The following is a 21,511-nucleotide window of genomic DNA, read 5'->3' as shown; positions in this document are numbered from 1 at the left end:
TTAATTAGCATATTTAGTTGTGAATTTGAAAGAAGGAAACAATATACTGTTGCTAAACTTTTTATAAAAAACAGCTGTCGACTTTGTCTATTTTTTATGAGTTGTACAATTTGGCCGTCGATTGGAACGTAGGGCACTCGCTTTCCGCGGGCGGTCGGGGAGCCTCCTCGGCTTTCGCCTTTGGTGTCTCCCCTAGACGCGCTTTTCTAAGCAGGAGTCTCGAACACCCGCTCCAATCAACTTTGTCTTACCTTTTAGATAAACACTTTTGCCTGGAGTCATTAAATAGGGGGGCTCATTCAGAACGGGGGTCTTTTTTTTAAGGCTGTTTTCACATACTTTGTTGCTATTTACCAGGTAGTGAGTTGTGGTTGATTTCCCCTCCAGATGTTCGCTTCCCGCTGCTCCCGCAGGAGTCTCGCACTTCCGCTCCAATTAACCTTAAATAGTTTCGTTTTAAAAACAACAATCTTTACGAAAAGAGCCTTTTTTAGAAAGGTATATTATACCTTTTGATTTAGAGCCACGCTTTCTCTAAATCTCTAATACGACCTTTTAATTGCTGAATCTCCTCTTTTAATTCTTCTTTTTCACTTTCTAGCCTTTGATTGTCGAATAAAACCATATTCGGTGCTTTACGAATCGTCTCCATCCTTAACACTTCAACTTCTGGAACCGTAAAAACAAGAATTTCAACCCCTGAATTCCAATAAATTCAGGGATTTTCCTTATTTCTTTTTTTGTTTGACAATAAAAGAAATAAGGATAAGTTTTGCTAAAGTGACAAGACATACAGTAGTTCCAAATTATATTGTATATTGTTTACGCAGCTTCAATTGCACCGAACAAATACTAATCCATAATAATAGAACTGTGAGGAAATGGATGGCCATAAGGTAGCTTAATATCAGATCTGGGGTCAAATAGGATAAATACACACACCACCAAATATACATGATGTAGTTAAAGATATTCCATTAAATAGGATACCCTTTTGGGTTGTTCTTAGAAATGCCTTAGAGGTTCTTTATTATCTAAAAGTATTTGAATTTTATGAAATAAATTAAGGAAAGTAGTATAATAAGTGATTTTTTAAGAGTGGAATGAAAAAATTATGTGGGCAATTTTATTTAAAATAATCGGAGGTTTTTGGAAAAGCCGATTTTGCATCCATTCCGAAAAAAATACATATTGAACAAGGGACGAGAGTTAAAAAAAATTATCTTAAAACGCATTTTCACTGTCATTTTGTTTGGTAGTGAATAAGATGATGTAACTAGTTCAAGTCCTTCAATAAAAACGAATAAGGAGATGTCATATATGTCAGATTGTGGTTGTGATGGCGGTTTTGGATTTGGCGGAGGTTTCGCCTTTATAGTCGTTTTGTTTATCCTTTTAGTGATTGTGGGAGCTAGCTTTTGCGGCGGAGCTGGATTTGGCGGCGGGTGCGCCCAGGGTTACGGTTATGGAACATACTGCTGAATAACAAAAAACCGACCTTGATAGGTCGGTTTTTCTATAACATATAAGGTTTAGAGCAGGAAATGGCTAATGGGACTACTCGTTCTCATATAAAAAGGGGAGAGGAAGCGGCTGTTGGTCTTCTGATTCTTGTACCGGATCAATTTCGCTTATAAATTCTAAATAACCGGTATATACCTGCGAGGCCATCCCTAAATATTGTAATTCAGTGTGGATGATACCCATCTTTGGTGAATAGTGCATATACATTTTTCAACCCTCCTTTCAAAAAATAGGTCAGTCTCTTAAAGGAGATAAAAATGTTTTGTTCATGGGGAATCATTCATATTCATTTAAAAGTTGATGATTCAGGTGCAAAGGCCTCTGCTTCTCTTTCTTCTACGACCATGCGCAGCCCACGCTTAGGCCTGAGCGTAAGGGACGGAAGTGGGGTTACTTCATGATGGTCAGGTGCAAGCTTTATCCTATATCGTTGAGAAATGCAAGCCAGGACAAGCACTGCTTCCATCATGGCAAAATGATTGCCGATACAAACCCGGGGTCCTCCGCCAAATGGAAGGTAAGCGAACATAGGCAGGTTTTTCAAAAAGTTGTTTTCAAATCGTTCAGGAATAAAAGAATCCGGTTGTTCAAAATACTTTGGATCATGCTGCATCACATAAGAACTTATTATAATCATATCGCCTTTTTTAAAGTGATATCCTCCTATAACGACATCCTCCTCCACATCCCGGGATATCATAAAACTTGGCGGGTACATTCGAAGTGTTTCTTGTATGATATTTTGAGTGTATGGTAATTTCATGAAATCGTCAGGGCTGGGTGTCCTACGACCAATTATGCTATCCACTTCACAGAAAAGCTTAGATTGAATTTCAGGATTCATTGAAAGTGCGTACAGTGCCCAAGAAAGAGCATTTGCTGTCGTTTCATGACCTGCAAGAAAAATGGTCATTAACTCATCACGTACCTGATGGTTGGTCATTCCTAATCCGTCTTCGGCATCACGTGCATCCATCAGGATTCCAAGCATGTCTTCATGTTTTACTGTGTCGGTCTTCCGTTTTTCAATAATTTCGTAAATCACTTTATCAAGGCTTTTTATCGCCTTTTTATATTCACGGTTGATTTTGGTTGGTACCCATAATGGCAACCGGAAAATCGATCTCATCCTTTTGACTGCAGCTTTTAATACAGTGTCCAGCGATTTCCCTACAATTTCAGAGCCATCCGTGAATTCTATGCTGAACATGGTCTTGCTGACTATCCCCAGAGTGATGTCCATCATATCCTTTGTAATTATCCGTTCATCATTATGTTCCCAAGTTGATATATAAGCCATTGTGATATCAATTATATCCTTGGCATAATGGCTAATATGATTCTTTTTGAAAGAGGGCTGAATAAGCCTTCTCTGGCGCATATGAAAGTCCTTTTCACTTGTAAGCAGACCTTCACCGGTAAGTGGTTTTAAAGCTTTGAGGTCCTTTGATTTGACGAAGGATTTTTGTTTTGTTACTAGTATTTGTTTTATTAAATCAGGGTTGGAAACGAGGTAAACATTTTGGAATGGTCCAAAACGGAATTTTGCGACCTCCCCATATTCCTTGGCCAATCGGGTAAGAAAGCCAAGGGCATCTTTTTGAAACTCCTTTGTATGTCCGGAAATCAGCCTTCCCTTTGGCACTTTTTGAGAATTGCGGAAGCCATCATCAGTGTGGCTCAATGTTGCTTGACCCCTTTCTTTTAATAGTTACATATATTCATTCTATGAGGATAAGCTAAATCTGTTTGGACAAGTCATAATGAACATTTAAATTTCTTATGATATTGCTATATATAGGAAAAGAAGGGGAGTCAGCCTGCATTTAGCCATATAAAAAACTCTGGATAAAAACCGCCAGAGTTTTTTTGAGACTAATTCAGAAGATGTGGGGTAATTTCCCGGTAGAGGAAACTCCTTGTTGTGGATAAGGAGGATTCAATTTCTTTCTTGATCGTCCCCATTCTGGAAACGATCATTTTTTTCATTAATGGGTCCACCAAATAGGTCATTGATTTCCTTAACTACACTATCTAAAAATTCATCGGATATTATCGGATTATTTTTTTTATGCATGTGATTCTCTGTAATCCTTTCTGGATCTCATATGTTTGATATACCTTATCAACATAACCTCACTAACAATAAATTATTCTTTTTCTGTTCAAAATTTTCACTTGATTTGCCATTAATAAACAGTTTCATATTCATAGATCTTAAGCTTTTGAAACGGGAACATGTTATTGGGGTCATATTACAATGTACCTGGAGCTGACTAAACTCAAAAAATCTTTCCATTGAATTAAAAATGCAAGAAGTTATGAAAATGACCCAATCACATCTTGGTAATTGGGCATAGGCTTTTATGAACCTTATTAAGGAAACAACAGTCTTAAATAAGATATTAGCTGATCGCGAAGCTCAGGTCGTTTCAAGGCGAAATCTATTGAAGCTTGAAGAAAGCCGAATTTATCCCCGACGTCATATCGATTTCCCTCGATGATGTACGAATATATTGGTTCCTTTTCCAGCAAAAGGTCTAAAGCTTCGGTAAGCTGGATTTCCCCCTTACAATCGGGCTGTACGGTTTCAAGGGTTTCAAAAATGGCAGGTGATAAAATATATCGGCCAATAATAGCCTGTGTTGATGGAGCCTCCTCAACTTTTGGCTTTTCCACTAAGTTTCGTACCAGAAATAAATCCTCATATTGTTCTTGGAAATTTACAATCCCATACTTTGAGACAGCGGCAGGTGACACTTCCTTACACCCGATAATGCTTGCTCGAACCTTGTTATACCGTTCCATTAGCTGTTTCAAGGCTGGGACACGACTATCCACGATATCATCACCTAATAGGACGGCAAAAGGTTCGTCTCCGATAAAAGTTTTGGCACATAGAACTGCATGCCCCAGACCTAATGGTTCCTTTTGTCTTACATAGTGAATATCCACCATATTGGAAATGTTCTCCACGATTGTAAGCAGATCATTTTGTCCTTTCTTTTGTAGTAGCATTTCAAGCTCTATGGATTTATCGAAATGATCTTCAATGGCACGTTTGTTTTTCCCCGTAACGATGATAATATCTGTAATCCCTGATTGTACCGCTTCCTCGATAATATATTGAATGGTCGGCTTATCGACAATCGGCAGCATTTCCTTTGGTTGAGCTTTTGTAGCAGGTAAAAATCGTGTTCCTAAACCGGCTGCTGGAATTACGGCTTTCTTTATCATAGCCTAGCCCCTTTTTAAGGTTCTTTTATTCCGCTTTTTGTTCTACCCTTCATTTTATGTAGTCATTGGTTGACCTATATCAAAAAAAGGTGAAAATAAATCCCTGAAAAAGAATAGATTTACCATTGAAGTAAATATTATGGATATATGAATTTCGTCAAGAGGTGTATATTTTGCCAATTGAAAATCAAGAGCGAAAACAAATCCTTTTTGCTTTACTCGTCATAATTTTATATCTCTCTCCTCTACTCATCCTTGGAGAAAATGCACATATTCGTGTACATGATAATTTGGATTCCAACCTTGCCTGGTATAAAGTGCTTTCAGAAAGCGGTGAGTTATTTGGTTCAATAAACGCCAAAATTCCACAGATTATGAATGGGCTGCCCCGAAATGCGTTTGGCAGTGAATTCAGTATTATCGTTTGGCTGCATGCCCTTTTTCCAACAATGGTTGCATATGCAATAAGCCAGGCATTAACAAGATTTATTGCTTTCTTTGGTATGTATATCCTATTAAAAAAACATTTCATTACAGGGAGCCAATCGGGATGGATTAGGGTTGGAACATCCTTAGCCTTTGCCCTTACTCCATTTTGGCCATCGGGAATGCTCAGCACGCTTGGGATGCCGCTAGCCCTTTGGGCTTTTTTGAATATCCGCAACAAGGACCACTCGTGGAAGAATTATTTGGTCCTTACACTTTTACCTCTATATTCAAGCATCGTACTTGGCTTTTTCTTTTTCCTGGTTGCAATGGGCCTTCTTTGGATAACGGATGTGATTAGGAGAAAAGGTTGGAATTTAAGGTTTTTTCTTTCAATCGTTTATATGACCTTCATTTTTGGTCTTGTGGAGTATCGTTTGGTTGCTTCTTTCATTTTTGATTCGGAGCCAAACAGCAGGGATGAATATTTTCACGCAAGGCTGCCGCTCGAGTGGGTCATTAAGCTTACTTTCAAAAATTTCGTTCTTGGACATACGCATGTCATGACTGTACATGCGCTTATCATCCTGCCGATTACAGCTTTTGCCCTTTATATTATTTTGATCAAAAAACTGTGGAGACAGGAAAAGGTTTTTGTTTTTTTGTTCGGTTTGAATTTTATGCTCTCCGCATGGTATGCATTTTGGTTTTATAAAGGCTGGCTTCCTTTAACAGAAAGGTTCCATACCTTGGATACTTTTAATTTTGCCAGATTTCACTTTTTAAGGCCGATGGTGATTTACTTGGGGTTTGCCCTCGCCATAAAAATCATCTGGGAATACAGTGAATTTGCTAAGAAAACCCTTTTAATCTTCATTGCCGTTCAAATCATGGTTTTAATGGGTTTCAATGAAGAAATCACTAACAATAAAAAACCATCTTTTAAAGAGTTCTATGCAGAAAGCCTTTTTCAGGATATAGAAGAGCATATTGGCCTCCCACAGGAAGAATATCGGGTTGCAAGCATCGGTCTACATCCTGCTATCGCCCAATTTAATGGGTTTTACACGCTCGATAGCTATAACAATTTCTATCCGCTTACATACAAACATCAATTTCGTCAAATAATTGAAAACGAATTGGCTAAGAATAAAACCATCAGAATCTACTTTGATGAATGGGGAGGACGTTGTTACCTATTTGCCGATGAGCTTGGTAAGCATTATATGTTCAAAAAAAGCTCGAAGAAAGAGTTGGATAATTTGGAGATTAATGTAGATGCGTTTAAAGGATTAGGCGGCAAGTATATATTTTCTGCCATACCAATCAACAACGCGAAGGAAAACGGGTTGGAACTGGATAGGATTTTCACAAAGAAAGGGACCGTATGGAAAATTCATTTATACAGAGTCATTTGAAAAGGGGGGGATATTGTGAATTCACCGATAGTGACGATTGTTGTACCTTGTTATAACGAAGAAAGTGTTTTACAGGATACCATTTCCCAGCTTTGTGGATTGGTGAGGGGTTTAGTCGAAGAAAATGTTGTGTCTGGTCAAAGTAAAATTCTATTGGTTGATGATGGAAGTAAAGATCAAACATGGAAGATCATATATAAGGAAACGATTAACAATGAATATGTTCGTGGACTGAAGCTTTCACGGAATGCAGGCCACCAAAATGCCCTCCTTGCCGGATTGTTTACAGCCAAGGAAGCCTCGGATTGTGTGATTTCAATTGATGCAGATTTACAAGATGATATTCAAGTCATCCCTGAATTCATTCGGAAATTCACTGAAGGATGTGAAATTGTATATGGCGTCCGCCAAAAAAGGGACCTTGATTCATTTTTTAAACGAACATCTGCAACTGGTTTTTATAAAATGATGAACAAAATGGGGGTCAACCTTGTCTATAATCATGCAGATTTCCGGCTAATGAGCAAAAGGGCGATCGTGGAGTTGGAACGATTTGAAGAAACGAATCTTTTTTTACGGGGAATCGTCCCGCTTATTGGGTTTAAGACGGACTCTGTTTATTATGACCGCAAAGAAAGATTGGCAGGGGAAACGAAATATCCATTTAAGAAGATGGTTGCTTTTGCTCTTGATGGCATTACTTCCTTTTCAGTAACACCGATCCGGCTTGTATTATGGCTAGGATGTCTTTCCTTTTTCATTAGCTTACTTTTTGGGTCATACTTTTTATGGTTAAAGTTTTTTGGGCAGACCGAAACTGGTTGGACTTCATTAATTACCTCCATCTGGTTGATCGGCGGACTCCAGTTGATTGCTGTCGGCTTGATTGGGGAATATATCGGTAAAATCTATAATGAATCCAAACGCCGGCCTAAATATATTGTGGATCTGGATTTATTTAATCCACTCGATTTAAATAAACGGGAGCAACTAGATAATGAACGGACAAGTATTGAAAAACTATCTAAAACACACTAACTCCTTTATCCGCTTTTTATTGGTTGGAATGGTCAATACAGGGGTTGGACTTTCCATCATGCTTTTCCTCATGAATGTTCTTGAATTATCTTACTGGATCTCTACCTTTTTCGGCAATGGTATGGGAGCAGTAACGAGTTTTCTGTTGAACAGGACTTTTACTTTTAGAAGCGATATAGATTGGCGGAGAGGGGTTGCCCGTTTCTTTTGCGTCATCCTGATTTGTTATTACGCCGCTTATTCTTTAGGACAAGCCATTGCAGAATCCTTGGAAGCATCCGTTCATTTTTCCATTCAGCAAAATGTGGCTGTACTTATCGGAACAATCTTTTATACAGTACTGAACTATATTGGCCAGAAATACTTTGTCTTTAAAAAAAGCAATTTGGGAACAATTCAAGAAGGAAGGAACTGATTAGAATCAAAGAATGCCCCTTTGGATGGAAATCAAAGTGGATTTCATGAAGCGAATTTTTGATTTTCAGCGTGGAGTTTATATATTGCAAACCTATCCAAGCGGGGGCAGATCCTTTTAATAAGAAAGGTGAACCGTTAATAAATTAGAGATTTAAACAGTTTCGTAATTCGGTAATTTTCCCCTTTAAGTACCCACCGTTTTGTTCTTTCATTTCTTAAAAATTGATTGGGAAGTTTCTCTTTTTTAACAAGTTATTCACCTTTTTCCTACCTTCGAATCATGCACTTGGATGACTTATGTTATATAAGTCAGAACAAAGCCTCACTCAAAATAAATTATTATTTTACTGTGCAAAATTTTCATTTACTTTTCTATTTCACCGGAGTATGATAATCAACAGTTTCGTATTTCTAAATCGCTTAAACCTTATGGTACGGGGGACCCGTTATGGGATTATTTTAACAATCCAAGGGGTGAATCCTTTCAAGGTAGGGCTACTCTTAGGTCCGAATCCGACAGCTAACCTCGTAAGCGTTATATGAGAGGGAAGTGGAGCTTGTTAGACAAAAAAGTGGATGTCTACAGGTCTATTTAGTTATGACTTGTGGGCATTTTTCCATTTTTTTGTTTTTCCTATAGCTGGGTAATATAAACTTATAACTTAAAAATGGTGGTGAATTCTTGATGTTATCTTCTATAAAGAGGTTTTTGATCGGGAGACCTTTAAAATCAAATGCACTAGGTGATCAAAAGCTTAACAAAACCAAGGCTTTGGCAATATTATCTTCTGATGCTTTGTCTTCGGTTGCTTATGGACCGGAGCAAATATTAATCGTTCTGATCACGGTCGGTGCTGCGGCATTCTGGTATTCCATACCCATCGCCATCGGAGTATTGTTACTGTTGGCTGCATTGATCTTGTCCTATAGACAAATCATTTTTGCTTATCCTCATGGCGGGGGAGCCTATGTGGTTTCAAAAAACAATTTAGGTATCAATCCAGGGTTGATAGCTGGAGGATCCTTATTGGTCGATTATATTTTAACTGTAGCTGTAAGTGTTTCTGCAGGTACGGATGCCATCACGTCCGCCTTTCCCAGCCTTCATGCATATAATGTAGGCATAGCCATCATTTTTGTATTTCTGCTCACCATCCTTAACCTAAGAGGGGTTACAGAGTCGGCCTCTGTTTTGGCCTATCCGGTGTATCTATTCGTTTTAGCATTGTTCATCTTGATTGGTGTAGGAATTTACAAAATCCTGACAGGTGGAGTCTCACCGGAATTACACGCGCCAATCGGGACTCCAGTAGCGGGCATCAGTTTATTCATACTGCTAAGGGCATTTGCATCAGGAAGCTCCGCATTGACAGGAGTCGAAGCGATTTCCAATGCGATTCCGAACTTTAAAGACCCAGCTCCGAATAATGCTGCAAAAACTTTAATAGCTATGGGTTCCTTACTGGCTGTATTATTTACGGGAATCGTATTCTTAGCCTACTATTTAAGCATTGTTCCTAGCGCAGAGGTAACGGTCGTCTCGCAGATTGCTGAAGAGATCTTTGGTCGGAATTTCATGTATTTCTTCATTCAAGGTACGACTGCATTGATCTTGATTCTTGCTGCCAATACTGGCTATTCCGCTTTCCCCTTGCTTGCGGTGAATCTTGCAAAAGATAAATTCATACCAAGGGCGTTTACGATTAGAGGGGACCGATTAGGATATTCCAATGGAATTATCATACTAGGACTTGCATCCATCATCTTAATAGTCGCATTTGGGGGACATACAGAAAATCTTATTCCACTTTATGCGGTAGGGGTATTTATTCCATTTACGTTTTCCCAGACAGGGATGATTGTCAAATGGATACGCGAAAAGCCAAAAGGCTGGATCATGAAATTAACCATTAATTCAATTGGTGCCACTATTAGTTTTATCGTCACGATGATATTCTTTTTAACCAAATTTACTCAGGTTTGGCCTGTTTTGATTTTTTTACCTATCATCATTTTAATTTTTCATCGAATTAGGAAGCATTATGAAGCAGTCGGAGACCAGCTAAGGATTACAACTTGTGAGCCTATCTTGCCAATAGAAGGGAATATCATTATTGTGCCTGTGGCCGGTATAACTCATGTGGTTGAGAACTCTTTAAATTATGCTAAATCTCTATCAGCACATCAGGTCATTGCTGTTTATGTTGCTTTTGAAAGAGAAGATGAAAAGAAATTTGAAGAAAAGTGGAAAAAGTGGCAGCCAGATGTTAGACTCGTCACACTAAACTCTTATTACAGGAGTATCATACAGCCATTAACTAAATTCGTGGATACAGTTGAACATAAAGCGAGTGAATCCAACTATAAAGTTACGGTAATAATCCCGCAATTTATTCCGAAGAAAGGCTGGCACAATATTCTTCATAACCAATCAAGTTTACTGATTAAGGCCTACTTGCTTTATAGAAGAAATGTAGTTGTTGCGACAGTTCCCTATCATTTGAAGAAGTAAGCTCCATTATCTAAGAAAAGAAGCAAACCTACATATGGTTTGCTTTTTTATTGGGCTCTGTTCGTATATATTTATAATCTCATAATAAAAAGACAGCACTACAGCTGTTTTTTTTCCAACTAACGCCCCCGATATAATAAGATCATTCATTAATAACTCATTAAATTCACAATAACTATTATTGCTCAGTAAGGTGCAAGGATACTTCATCTTTCATAACATATAGGCTACTGGATTTTGCATTTGCTAACTAGAATATTTCACCATAATCATATTGGTGTTAGCCTGGGTAAATGCATGGTCATGATGTTAAGCATAACGGCAAGTTTAATGCTGTCATTCCTGTTGCCCGGCAAGCTGCGGTTTTACCATTCTGGCCATCTCAATATGTGCAGTGGCAGCATCAATCAGCGGAAGCCATTCGGTTTAACAGCGGTTATGGAGTCTCTATCAACAACACTGATAGGAGCCATGCTTGGGGTCATGCTGGCTCTTGATTCACAAACTTTCATGATCATTTCGGTGAATCTGAATACTTTCCCAGTATATTCTTTGTGACTTTTTATATAAAGAGAGAGGATGTAAAAGAAACAAAAAGCGGGAGGGATTTGCTCCTTTCTTTGTGACTCTCTTGTTCTCCCTCATCTTTATCGGAACGACGGCTGTTTAGGAAAGTGATTATTTCAAGGTAGTGATGATTCGGAAATGGACATGCAACATCATAACACAATTAATATCACTATCGTCAAAAAGGGCTGAGACTGCAGCCCTTTTTGTGTTGAACACTATTTCTGCGGGAACTGGATAAAATTACCGAGGTTCAATTCAAATAATGCGAACAACATATTAAGAGAATATAAAATGAAATTCCGTTAGTACATACATATATGGGGGTTGAAGATGGATATATTATTAGCTCTCTTGCCTGCATTATTCTGGGGTAGCATCGTTTTATTTAATGTGAAACTTGGGGGGGGACCCTATAGTCAAACACTAGGTACAACGATTGGCGCTTTGATTTTCTCAATTGGTGTTTATATTTTTGCCGATATCAAGTTGTCACTTTTGGTGTTTGGCGTCGGGATCGTTTCTGGATTGTTTTGGGCCGTTGGACAAGCTAATCAGCTTAAGAGCATTGATTTAATGGGTGTTTCCAAAACGATGCCGATATCAACTGGATTGCAGCTCATTTCAACGACTTTATTCGGGGTCATTGTTTTTCACGAATGGTCTACTATGAAAGCGGTCATTTTAGGCGTTTTGGCACTAGTTTTCATTATTATAGGAATTGTTTTGACCTCCTTGGAAGATAAAGAATCAAAAGAGGGCAAATCGGGAAACTTGAAGAAAGGTATCATTATTCTCCTCATCTCGACGTTCGGTTATTTGGTCTATGTGGTCGTAGCCCGGCTTTTCAATGTTAATGGCTGGTCAGCATTATTCCCTCAAGCGATCGGGATGGTGATAGGCGGTCTATTATTGACCTTTAAACATAAACCGTTTAACAAATATACGATCCGCAATATCATTCCCGGACTGATATGGGCTGCAGGGAACATGTTTTTATTCATATCCCAGCCCCGTGTTGGAGTGGCTACGAGTTTTTCCCTTTCTCAAATGGGCATAGTCATATCAACTCTCGGCGGGATCATCATATTACGTGAAAAGAAAACGAAGCGCCAACTAATTGGAATCGTTATAGGAATTATCTTGATTATCATAGCCGGGATTATGCTCGGATTGGCAAAAAGTTAATTGGAGGGTGATTAAATGTATACAGATTTAGAGGGTAAGGTCGTTGTTATAACCGGTTCATCCACTGGTTTAGGAAAGGCGATGGCCATTCGCTTTGTTCAGGAAAAGGCAAAGGTCGTGGTTAATTATCGCACTAAATTAGAGGAAGCGGACAGTGTATTGGAAGAAATCAAAAACAATGGTGGGGAAGCTATTGCAGTGAAATGTGATGTCACGGTTGAAGAAGATATGATTAACATTGTTCGATCTGCGGTAAAGGAATTCGGGAAACTTGATATATTCATTAATAATGCAGGAGTAGAAAATGCCGTTCCATCTCACGAGATGCCGTTAAGCGATTGGAATAGGGTAATCGACACCAATTTAACCGGTAATTTCTTAGGCTGCCGTGAAGCGATCAAGTATTTTGTCGAGAACAATGTTAAAGGGAATGTGATAAACATGTCCAGTGTACATGAGATGATTCCCTGGCCTTTATTCGTACATTACGCGGCAAGCAAGGGCGGTGTGAAGTTGCTTACGGAAACCCTGGCGCTTGAATATGCACCGAAAGGGATTCGTGTGAACAGCATTGGACCTGGAGCCATCGCCACGCCAATTAATGCCGACAAACTTGAAGATCCCGAAAAGAAAAAGGATCTGGAAAGCATGATTCCAATGGGGTATATCGGAAAGCCTGAGGAGATTGCCTCGGTTGCCGTATGGCTGGCATCTTCAGAATCCAGTTATGTAACGGGCATCACTTTATTTGCTGATGGCGGGATGACGAAATATCCTTCATTCCAAGCTGGAAGAGGATGAATGTATCTGCCTGGAAAAGGCAGGATTTAAATCGAGAAGGAGCACTGCCATCAAGGCTCATTTAACTCATGAATGAAGCAGCAAGAATCCCAGCAGAGCGATCTGCTGGGATTCTTGTCTTAAAAGCATTAACGAGTATGATGATTATACCAGCTAATGAAGTTATCGACGACCGTATCGATAAACTGGACAGTCGACTCATGTGTAAGACTGCCTTCGTCATTGATTTTGTCATGCACGGCTCCGACGTATACTTCATTCCCGGGAAGGAGCGGGGAGGAGATGCCTAGAGCGAATAGGATTTCACGTAAATGCAATTGAGCTTTAACCGTTCCTAATTGCCCCATTGACGCACCCATGATCCATGAAGGTTTACCAATCAAGACTTTATCCACACGTGACAACCAATCGATGGCATTGCCCAATACGCCTGGAATCGTCCCATTGTATTCAGGCGTTACCCATAGGACTGCGTCTGCATCAGCCACTTTGCTCTTAAATTCTTTCACGACTGCAGGAGGCTCATTTTCAATATCTTGATCATAAAAAGGAAGGTCCCGAATGTTTAAGATTTCGAGATCAAAACGATCTTGATATCTAGTTTGAATATATTTGGCAAGCTTTAGGTTGTAAGACTCTTTACGAATACTTCCCACTATTGCAACAATTTTCATCTTCATTACCTCCGATTGTTTATTTTTCATGGATAATCATGTTAATAAGCTCCACTAGTCTATTATAATTGGAAATTAAATGAAAGGGAAAAAGGATGCTTAGGAAATAATCTTTCACTGATCACCCTTCTTTCGAACAACGGTGGAATGCTTCTCCATAATGAAGCCAAAAAAGGAAGCGAGCATTTGCTGAAAAAGCATACCAAGTACAAGGGGTACAGCGACGGCAGCAGGGAAATAGGTAGTCGCAAGAACGGATCCTGCACTGATGCTTCGCATTCCTCCTGTAAATGTCAAGGTGATGATATCCCCCTTTCCCCATCTTGAAAATTTTACCGACCACCCAAGAATGGACATACCCTGAAGCAGCTATGAACAAAACCAAGAGGGCCATGATCATTAATTTCCGTTCCAAGCCAATAACCAGCTTATAGTCGTGATGAGAGGGTCTTTAGCATCATTCATTAACACTTCCTGAGTGAAAATTCTATTAAGTTAGTTCACCATATTCCCAAAAAACCTATTTTGGACAAATAACTAGTCCATTTTTTTCCTGGTTTTTGTAAAATGGGGAAAAGCATTTAATGGAAGGTGATATAAAATACGCCAAGTGGGAGTACTGTGTTTATCCATCATTTTGGTGACAGATTCCGCTTCCCATTACTATCACTGCTCCGAAAAACTCCGATCGGTCCAAAAGGGTCTGCAAGCTTTTCCGCATGGCTGTCCATTTAAAAGAGGTTTTAGGAAGAATTGTTCGATGCAGCGTTTTATATTCATTGAAAAATAGTTTAAAGTAGAGGAGAGGTGAAAGAAATGTCTGAAAAGGTATTCAGTATAATGTGGTTTAGTCTTGCAGTACAAGCTCTGCTCGTTCTTGCAGATCAGGATGGATTATGTAATAGTGCTAAATTGGCCGATAAGCTTGATTCGGAGTCGGGTTTTCTCAGAAAAATATTAAGTAATTTAGTTAAGGCAGGGCTGATTCAAGCGAAGGAAGGCAGGGATGGCGGATATTCACTAGCCAAAAATCCCGAACAAATCATACTTGCAGATATATACGCTGCAATTAAATCCGAACCTTTTTCAAAGGGCTTCCTTGATGTGAATGATAAAAAATGCTTTCAGCCTTCTTCTCGCGACGCTTTATGCGGTTTGAAAAACGAGATGGAGAGCTGGATTATACAAGGCTTGGAACAAAAGACGATTGCTGATTTACTATCAAAATCTTAAAGTGAAAAACGAAACTAATAGGGTTTCGTTTTTCTTAAACTGTATTTGACAAAAGAACAGTATTCGTAATATACTGTTCCTGTAATAAACACAGTTAAATGGAGGTCATTACAAATGACAAAAAATACAATGAGTAAAGAAGAGTACCTAAATAAATCGAAAGAATTGAATATACCGCTAGAAAAGCCGAAGGTCCTTACTGATACAGACTTCCTTACGGTCGCAAAAGAACGGAGATCTGTTCGCCAATACGATGCTGAATACGTGATGACTGAAGAAGAAATTAGAGAAATCCTTGAGGTTGCGATTCAAGCGCCGTCTTCTTCAAACTTACAGCCATGGAGATTCCTTGTGATTCAAGATAAGCAAACCCAACAAGAATTGCTGCCCATCGCAAATAACCAACAACAAATTGTTGATGCCTCTGCGGTCATTGCCGTTTTAGCTGATATAGAAGGCTACAAAAATGCAGAGCGAATTTATGGTGAATTGGTGGATAAAGGGATCATGAAGAATGAAATCAAAGAGCCATTTGTAGCTTCCATCATCCATAATTACGGTAACTTTTCTGCTGAAAAGGCTTTAAGTGTAGCCATGATTGACGGTGGCTTGGTTTCCATGCAGATCATGTTAGCAGCAAAAGCAAAAGGATACGATACAGTCCCAATGGGAGGGTTCGATGAAGCCAAATTTGTGGATGCATTCAATGTACCGGAAAACTTCAAACCTGTCATGTTAATCTCCCTTGGAAAAGGAACTAAAGCAGGATTTGAAAAAGTCCGTTTGCCACTAGATACTTTATTGACTTGGAATAAATACTAAGGTTCAACATAACAAGGATTAGATACCAAGTAAAAGGATAGCTGAAATTCGCTATCCTTTTTTCGATATATTTTTAGATTTGCTTTGCGCCCCCGATAATAAAAATGATTAATTCTCGCAAGCGATAAATGGATATGTTACAATTTTTCCAGATATTTCTTTTAGGATATCTCCTCTGAACACCGACCGGCAAAACTCAGCATTAAGGGAGTAACAGAGCTAAAAAATTGGTCTTGACGCTGCATGCATTGGTTTCAAATGTTAGCCGTTCACAATAGATGGGAGGGAGTCGCTATGAAGAATGATATGAAAACTGAAGTGTTCTCTTGGTTGAAATCTATCTTATTCGCTTTTATGATCGTGTTTATTTGCCAACAGTTTTTATTTACGCCAGTTACCGTCAAGGGTAAATCAATGGAGCCGACTTATGAAAACGATGACCGGATCGTGGTAACTAAAATCGGAAAGCCAGAACGTTTCGATATGGTTGTATTTAATGCACCGGACGCAGATGCGAAGTATATAAAAAGGGTGATCGGTTTACCAGGTGACAGTATCGAAATGAAGGATGATATTCTGTTTATTAATGGAATAGAGTATACAGAACCATATTTGAAAACGAAAAAAGAGGAAATTCCACCTGAAGAAAATCTGACGGAGAATTTCACCCTGAATGATTTACTTGGGAAATCCAAGGTACCTGTTGGTCACTTATTTGTCATGGGGGACAATCGCAGGAAAAGTTGGGATGGAAGAAGATTTGGTTTTATTTCAGAGGAATCACTTGTGGGCAAAGTGGAATTTCGCATCTATCCATTAAATGAAATAGGGGTCCCGAAGTAAATGGATCTTAGTGTGTACACATGTTAAAGTTTAGAGGATAATTATATTGACTAAGTTGTATATATAGAAAATGATGGATAAGAACCTTTTCCGATGGTTAAGGTTTTTCATTTTGGATTATGGAGGTTTTTAATATGACGAATGGGTTAGCCGCCATTTCCATCCCGATGCTGGATGAGGATATGGGACGGCAGGTAAAAGGCCATGTCGATTCACTGACGGTTCCTCAGGGAAGCTTGGGACGACTTGAGGAATGGATAATCGAATTGGCCAAGATGACAGGAGAGGCCTTTCCGGACATTTCTAAACCGGGTGTTATCGTGTTTGCAGCCGACCACGGAATTACGGAAGAAGGGGTGTCGGCATATCCAAAAGAAGTGACGGAACAAATGGCACTCAATTTCCTGAATGATGGAGCCGCCATCAATGTACTCAGCCGTGCGATAGATGCTTACTTGGACATTGTCGATATAGGGATCGATGCAGATATCGAGGCTCCGGAATTAACTTCGAGAAAAGTCCGCCGTGGAACTAGAAACTTTTATAAAGAAGATGCGATGACAAAGGAAGAAGCACTTCAAGCGCTTGAAATTGGATATGATCGTGCACAGGAAATGATTGCCCGTGGAGTGAACTGCCTGATTCTTGGTGAAATGGGAATCGGAAATACGACATCCAGTTCCGCCATCATTTCCGTCGTAAGCGGGAAAAGCTCCGAATTGCTAGTGGGACAGGGAACAGGTTTGAAGTCTGAAGGCATTTTACATAAGCAAAGAATAATTGAAAAAGCGATTTCGTTAAGAAAACCTAGTCCTGATGATCCAATCGATATTTTGATGAAAATCGGTGGATACGAAATTGCAGGTATGGCAGGGGCCATGATCGCTGCAGCGAATAACCGTATACCCATTCTTGTTGATGGTTTCATTACAACCACGGCCGCTGTATTGGCCAACCTCATTTCTGAACATGCAGCAGATTATATGTTTGTTGGACATCGATCGGCTGAACCAGGTCATAGAACAGCCATACAATTGCTTGGTAAGGAGCCGATCCTCGATATAGGAATGAGAATCGGAGAAGGAACAGGGGCCGCAGTGGCATACCCGATCCTAAAGGCAGCGACATTGGTCCTTAAAGAAATGGCAACATTTGACTCGGCAGGCGTGTCAAATAAATAAGAGAAATAAGAGACCTTCATGTGAAGGTCTCTTATTAGCAGTGAAATATTCTTTTAGTTTACTTTTACGTAATGGGTAATTGACCTTTATATTTCTTCATTTTCCTAACGACTGAAGGCTGGCTTATACCTAAGAATTTTGCCATTTCATATGTGGATTTACATTGTTTACTTGCTTTCATCATCATCCATTTTTCCACTTGTTCAAGAGCGGTTTTGAGATCACGATCCTCAACCATCATTTGGTCGATCATTAAGGTATCATCTTTTTTCTCCATAGATACTTGTCCATGGAAATGGGAAGGGAGGAAGCCTGGGAAAATGATGGAGTCTTCCGAGGTCAGAATGAGCCGTTCAATCAGATTTTCCAATTCACGCACGTTCCCTGACCATTTATGCTGAATCAGGATTTCGTAAGTGGAAGGATGCAACTTCTTATCTGTTTTGTATTTCTTGTTGATGATTTCGAGATTATGATTGATTAAAATGGCAATATCTTCTTTTCTTTCCCGTAAAGGCGGTATATGGACGGGAATCACATTTAAGCGGTAATACAAATCGAGCCTGAATGTGCCCTTTTCGACCATTTCCTCAAGGTTTTGATTCGTTGCGGTTACAAGCCGGAAATCTATCTTATGCTCTTTTTTTCCGCCCACCCTTTTAAAAGTCTTCTCCTGTAGGACATTTAATAATTTCACTTGCATATCCAGGGGGAGCTCCCCGATTTCATCCAGAAATAAGGTTCCATTGTCTGCCTGTTCAATCAGCCCTTGCTTACCGTGCTTTTGCGCACCGGTGAAGGATCCCGCTTCGTATCCAAACATTTCAGATTCAAAGAGACTTTCTGGAATGGTACTGCAGTTGACTTCGATGAATGGCTCTTTGCTGCGGTAACTCTGATTATGTAGCCGGCGGGCGAAAACGCTCTTGCCCACCCCCGATTCCCCAAGAAGCATGACAGTAGCATCCGTTTTGGAAACACGGAGTATCGTTTTGGCGATTTGCCGCATCTCCTTGCTGCGATAGATCAGCTCCTCCTGTTCCCTCAGTTCCTCGACCTCCGATTGATATTCTTGAATCTTTTTCTCCAATTGACCGTACTGGTCCTGGAGGTTTCTGATTTCAGTTTGATCTTGGGCATAACTGACGACCCGAATCAATTCACCATCATCATCAAAGATGGGATAGGCAGTCGACATGACGATCTTTCCCGTCTTCGTATGCTGCATGATTTGAACAGGTGTTTTCTCTTTCAATACCATGGCAGATATTGAAGGCGTAAGTATTCCTTCCGTTTCGAGCTGATATACGGATTTTCCAAGATAATGGTCGGGTTCAATTCCATAAATCCACCAATGGTTAGGATTCGTAAATAAAATGAATCCCTTTTCATCAGTCACGGTAATATTATTATTCGATGTGCTGATGATGGTTTCCAAAACTCTTTTTACATTGTTTTCACTCATCATTTTCCCCCTTGTCCGCTTTTTCGGTTGATTCAAATATAAATCAAAATTAGAGGTGAAATCAAGAATTTTCAGATTCTTTGATTTGGAATTGAATCGTTTTTTTTGAAATCCGCATTTTTATAGGAGGCAGTAGCTCCGAGGTAGCAGTTCGTTTTTGGAATGGTTGGGAATAATGAATTTTCTTCAACACCTTTAAAAGCATCCTCTTCCCTTTGAGTGGTTAAAGATTTCCACACCATTCCAGGACAATATCACCCTCAAAGTTCAAAATAGATTAGTAGGTTAGCGAAGGCAGCTCTTATTTATATGGATACTTATACGGTTAACCTACTTATGTTTGGGTATTAATAAAGTAAGATGAATCAAGTGAAGGAGTGATTGACTTGGCTGGAAACAGAACCTTGGGACAATATTTATACGACTGCTTAAAAGCAGAGGGCATTACAGAGATTTTTGGTGTACCCGGAGACTATAATTTTTCATTGCTAGATACTTTGGAAGAGTACGATGGGATTGAGTTCATAAATGGACGAAATGAACTCAATGCTGGATACGCTGCGGACGCCTATGCCCGGGTGAAGGGCATGTCGGCACTTATCACCACCTTTGGCGTTGGTGAGATGAGTGCATGCAATGCAGTCGCTGGTGCGTACAGTGAAAATGTGCCGCTCATTCATATTGTCGGCTCACCAAAGTCCATGATCCAAAAGGAGAAAGAGCTTGCCCATCATACGTTAATGGATGGAGATTTTGATGTTTTCCGTAAGGTTTATGAGCATATCACCAGTTATACGGCGATTCTTACACCAGAAAACGCGGGTAGGGAGATACCGGAAGCGATCAGAATTGCGAAGGAAAAGAAAAAGCCCGTTTATTTGGTAGTGGCCATCGATCTCATTACAAAACCGGTGATTTCCCACACCGAACCTTCCCAAAATAAGACCAAAACGAATGACGATGCATTGCAGTCAGCAGTGGAGCATATAAGGAAAATGTTAGAGGATGTGAAAAAAGCAGTCCTGCTTGTAGATATGAAAACACTTCGTTATAACTTGCAAGGATCCGTGCAGCAACTGGCTGAGCAGTTAAATGTTCCAGTCGCTTCGTTAATGCAGGGGAAAAGCGTGTTTGATGAGAGTCATCCCCTTTATATTGGTGTATACGGCGGAGCTTTTGGAAGTAAGGAGGTAGCTCAGGCCGTTGAGGAAGCGGATTGTATCATTGCAGTAGGTGCTGTTTGGTCAGACGTCAATACATCCAAAGGTACAGCAAAGCTTAATCCGCTGAAAATGATAGAGGTTCAACCTGACTCCTTAAAAGTGGGAGTTGCCAGCTATATGAATGTCAATGGTGAAGATGTTCTAAATGCTCTCAAAGAAATTGGTTACCGGCAGAAGGAATCTGTTGGAACAACCTCGTTTCCCTATGACACAATGGTCGGAGATCCAACAGCACCACTGGAAGCGGCCTCTTATTATCCTCGAATTCAGCAAATGTTGAAGGAACATGACATTGTGGTCACTGAAACAGGAACATTCTATTATGGTATGTCACAGGTTAGATTGCCAAAAGGGGCGACCTATATAGCTCAGGGAGGCTGGCAGAGTATTGGTTATGCGACACCCGCTGCTTTTGGGGCTTGTATAGCGGATAGAAACCGTCGTGTACTTTTGTTTACTGGTGACGGCTCGATACAGCTGACAGCACAGGAAATAAGCTCGATGTTGGAGAACGGCTGCAAACCCATCGTGTTCATCCTCAACAATAACGGCTATACGATAGAAAAATTCTTAAACGTAAAAGTCGATATAGAAAAACAGGAATATAACGAGATACCAGAGTGGGAATATACAAAGCTAGCTGAAGCATTTGGCGAGGAGGCCTTCACTGCGAGAGTCAGGACGAATGGAGAACTGGATGATGCCATCAAGAAGGCTCAGGAAATGAACGCCGAAAAACTTTCCCTTATAGAAATGATCGTGAAAGATCAAATGGATGGACCAGAGTATCTTAATAAAATAAGGCAGTATCTTGAGACGCAAGAAAAACAAAATTAATACCTATAGGCCTTCTATCGGAGAAGGCCTCAGTTTGTAGACAAAAGGGGTTCGGAATTAAAAAATTCCGAACCCCTTTTTGAGATTCCCTTTGAATTTTTTCCT

General features: G+C 39.8%; 20 protein-coding genes and 1 riboswitch. Of the genes, 13 read left to right on the top strand and 7 right to left on the bottom strand.

The annotated features are described in order from the left end of the window. Positions 1 to 517 precede the first annotated feature (517 nt). Entirely contained in the window at positions 518 to 652 is a 135-nt protein-coding gene (locus SB775_RS08670; protein WP_410861270.1) for a hypothetical protein, read from the bottom strand. Between the two features lie 659 nt (positions 653 to 1,311). Between SB775_RS08670 and SB775_RS08665 the strand changes: the two genes are divergently transcribed. After that, a complete protein-coding gene (locus tag SB775_RS08665) occupies positions 1,312 to 1,482 on the top strand; it encodes a YjcZ family sporulation protein (RefSeq protein ID WP_410861268.1) in 171 nt (56 codons plus the stop codon). 75 nt (positions 1,483 to 1,557) lie between these two features. On the opposite strand, the gene SB775_RS08660 is transcribed toward SB775_RS08665, so the two are convergent. From SB775_RS08660 to galU, 3 genes are all read right to left on the bottom strand, one after another. Further along, positions 1,558 to 1,731, bottom strand: coding sequence for a hypothetical protein (locus tag SB775_RS08660; protein WP_410861266.1), 174 nt, complete (start codon positions 1,729 to 1,731; stop codon positions 1,558 to 1,560). Positions 1,732 to 1,810: 79 nt separating this feature from the next. Next, complete coding sequence (locus SB775_RS08655) at positions 1,811 to 3,208, bottom strand: cytochrome P450 (protein WP_410861264.1); 1,398 nt, start codon at positions 3,206 to 3,208, stop codon at positions 1,811 to 1,813. Between the two features lie 692 nt (positions 3,209 to 3,900). Further along, complete coding sequence (galU, locus tag SB775_RS08650; protein WP_089364586.1) at positions 3,901 to 4,761, bottom strand: UTP--glucose-1-phosphate uridylyltransferase GalU; 861 nt, start codon at positions 4,759 to 4,761, stop codon at positions 3,901 to 3,903. A gap of 173 nt (positions 4,762 to 4,934) precedes the next feature. Here galU and SB775_RS08645 point away from each other — a divergent pair, with 173 nt between their 5' ends. From SB775_RS08645 to SB775_RS08615, 7 genes are all read left to right on the top strand, one after another. Next, entirely contained in the window at positions 4,935 to 6,605 is a 1,671-nt protein-coding gene (locus tag SB775_RS08645) for a DUF6044 family protein (protein WP_410861263.1), read from the top strand. Between the two features lie 15 nt (positions 6,606 to 6,620). Beyond that, a complete protein-coding gene (locus tag SB775_RS08640; protein ID WP_089364585.1) occupies positions 6,621 to 7,643 on the top strand; it encodes a glycosyltransferase family 2 protein in 1,023 nt (340 codons plus the stop codon). Further along, positions 7,603 to 8,058 (top strand): GtrA family protein, encoded by a 456-nt coding sequence (locus SB775_RS08635; protein WP_410861261.1) that lies wholly within the window; start codon positions 7,603 to 7,605, stop codon positions 8,056 to 8,058. The genes SB775_RS08640 and SB775_RS08635 overlap by 41 nt, the downstream gene beginning before the upstream one ends. Positions 8,059 to 8,467: 409 nt before the next feature. Continuing rightward, positions 8,468 to 8,611, top strand: a riboswitch (cyclic di-AMP (ydaO/yuaA leader). A gap of 134 nt (positions 8,612 to 8,745) precedes the next feature. Continuing rightward, complete coding sequence (locus SB775_RS08630) at positions 8,746 to 10,572, top strand: APC family permease (RefSeq protein ID WP_061461837.1); 1,827 nt, start codon at positions 8,746 to 8,748, stop codon at positions 10,570 to 10,572. A gap of 243 nt (positions 10,573 to 10,815) precedes the next feature. Further along, positions 10,816 to 11,130: a hypothetical protein gene (locus SB775_RS08625; protein ID WP_410861260.1), complete on the top strand. Its 315-nt coding sequence runs from the start codon at positions 10,816 to 10,818 to the stop codon at positions 11,128 to 11,130. 342 nt (positions 11,131 to 11,472) lie between these two features. Next, positions 11,473 to 12,327 (top strand): RhaT/GlcU family sugar-proton symporter, encoded by an 855-nt coding sequence (locus tag SB775_RS08620; protein WP_061461839.1) that lies wholly within the window; start codon positions 11,473 to 11,475, stop codon positions 12,325 to 12,327. A gap of 15 nt (positions 12,328 to 12,342) precedes the next feature. After that, on the top strand, positions 12,343 to 13,128 hold the full coding sequence (locus tag SB775_RS08615; protein WP_410861258.1) for a glucose 1-dehydrogenase: 786 nt from the start codon (positions 12,343 to 12,345) through the stop codon (positions 13,126 to 13,128). Positions 13,129 to 13,256: 128 nt separating this feature from the next. Here SB775_RS08615 and SB775_RS08610 read toward each other — a convergent pair whose 3' ends face one another. Continuing rightward, positions 13,257 to 13,802, bottom strand: a complete 546-nt coding sequence (locus SB775_RS08610) for an NADPH-dependent FMN reductase (protein WP_284471646.1) — start codon at positions 13,800 to 13,802, stop codon at positions 13,257 to 13,259. A gap of 114 nt (positions 13,803 to 13,916) precedes the next feature. Continuing rightward, positions 13,917 to 14,099 (bottom strand): hypothetical protein, encoded by a 183-nt coding sequence (locus tag SB775_RS08605; RefSeq protein ID WP_410861257.1) that lies wholly within the window; start codon positions 14,097 to 14,099, stop codon positions 13,917 to 13,919. 519 nt (positions 14,100 to 14,618) lie between these two features. Here SB775_RS08605 and SB775_RS08600 point away from each other — a divergent pair. The 4 genes from SB775_RS08600 to cobT all read left to right on the top strand — a co-directional run bounded on the left by SB775_RS08600 (position 14,619) and on the right by cobT (position 17,881). Further along, positions 14,619 to 15,035: an RrF2 family transcriptional regulator gene (locus tag SB775_RS08600; protein ID WP_410861255.1), complete on the top strand. Its 417-nt coding sequence runs from the start codon at positions 14,619 to 14,621 to the stop codon at positions 15,033 to 15,035. Between the two features lie 114 nt (positions 15,036 to 15,149). After that, a complete protein-coding gene (locus SB775_RS08595) occupies positions 15,150 to 15,857 on the top strand; it encodes a nitroreductase family protein (RefSeq protein WP_089365045.1) in 708 nt (235 codons plus the stop codon). A 294-nt stretch (positions 15,858 to 16,151) separates the two neighbouring features. Further along, a complete protein-coding gene (lepB, locus tag SB775_RS08590) occupies positions 16,152 to 16,700 on the top strand; it encodes a signal peptidase I (protein ID WP_410861254.1) in 549 nt (182 codons plus the stop codon). Between the two features lie 134 nt (positions 16,701 to 16,834). Next, the gene (cobT, locus tag SB775_RS08585; RefSeq protein ID WP_410861253.1) at positions 16,835 to 17,881 is read left to right on the top strand and encodes a nicotinate-nucleotide--dimethylbenzimidazole phosphoribosyltransferase; all 1,047 of its coding nucleotides are present in this window, start codon (positions 16,835 to 16,837) and stop codon (positions 17,879 to 17,881) included. 64 nt (positions 17,882 to 17,945) lie between these two features. On the opposite strand, the gene SB775_RS08580 is transcribed toward cobT, so the two are convergent. Continuing rightward, positions 17,946 to 19,349, bottom strand: coding sequence for a sigma-54 interaction domain-containing protein (locus SB775_RS08580; RefSeq protein ID WP_284472119.1), 1,404 nt, complete (start codon positions 19,347 to 19,349; stop codon positions 17,946 to 17,948). 374 nt (positions 19,350 to 19,723) lie between these two features. Between SB775_RS08580 and SB775_RS08575 the strand changes: the two genes are divergently transcribed. Next, a complete protein-coding gene (locus tag SB775_RS08575; RefSeq protein ID WP_410861251.1) occupies positions 19,724 to 21,406 on the top strand; it encodes an alpha-keto acid decarboxylase family protein in 1,683 nt (560 codons plus the stop codon). Positions 21,407 to 21,511 lie beyond the last annotated feature (105 nt).

It is taken from the genome of Peribacillus sp. SIMBA_075 (genome assembly GCF_046534585.1).
The sequence above is the reverse complement of the archived record's forward strand: the minus strand, read 5'-3'. Positions and strand labels throughout refer to the sequence as shown.

Coding starts and splice junctions, on each gene's coding strand:
- SB775_RS08665 (WP_410861268.1), top strand. CDS start 1,312: ATGTCATATATGTCAGATTGTGGTTGTGATGGCGGTTTTGGATTTGGC.
- SB775_RS08600 (WP_410861255.1), top strand. CDS start 14,619: ATGTCTGAAAAGGTATTCAGTATAATGTGGTTTAGTCTTGCAGTACAA.
- cobT (WP_410861253.1), top strand. CDS start 16,835: ATGACGAATGGGTTAGCCGCCATTTCCATCCCGATGCTGGATGAGGAT.
- lepB (WP_410861254.1), top strand. CDS start 16,152: ATGAAGAATGATATGAAAACTGAAGTGTTCTCTTGGTTGAAATCTATC.
- SB775_RS08630 (WP_061461837.1), top strand. CDS start 8,746: ATGTTATCTTCTATAAAGAGGTTTTTGATCGGGAGACCTTTAAAATCA.
- SB775_RS08620 (WP_061461839.1), top strand. CDS start 11,473: ATGGATATATTATTAGCTCTCTTGCCTGCATTATTCTGGGGTAGCATC.
- SB775_RS08595 (WP_089365045.1), top strand. CDS start 15,150: ATGACAAAAAATACAATGAGTAAAGAAGAGTACCTAAATAAATCGAAA.
- galU (WP_089364586.1), bottom strand. CDS start 4,761: ATGATAAAGAAAGCCGTAATTCCAGCAGCCGGTTTAGGAACACGATTT.
- SB775_RS08615 (WP_410861258.1), top strand. CDS start 12,343: ATGTATACAGATTTAGAGGGTAAGGTCGTTGTTATAACCGGTTCATCC.
- SB775_RS08580 (WP_284472119.1), bottom strand. CDS start 19,349: ATGATGAGTGAAAACAATGTAAAAAGAGTTTTGGAAACCATCATCAGC.
- SB775_RS08660 (WP_410861266.1), bottom strand. CDS start 1,731: ATGTATATGCACTATTCACCAAAGATGGGTATCATCCACACTGAATTA.
- SB775_RS08670 (WP_410861270.1), bottom strand. CDS start 652: ATGGAGACGATTCGTAAAGCACCGAATATGGTTTTATTCGACAATCAA.
- SB775_RS08635 (WP_410861261.1), top strand. CDS start 7,603: ATGAACGGACAAGTATTGAAAAACTATCTAAAACACACTAACTCCTTT.
- SB775_RS08610 (WP_284471646.1), bottom strand. CDS start 13,802: ATGAAAATTGTTGCAATAGTGGGAAGTATTCGTAAAGAGTCTTACAAC.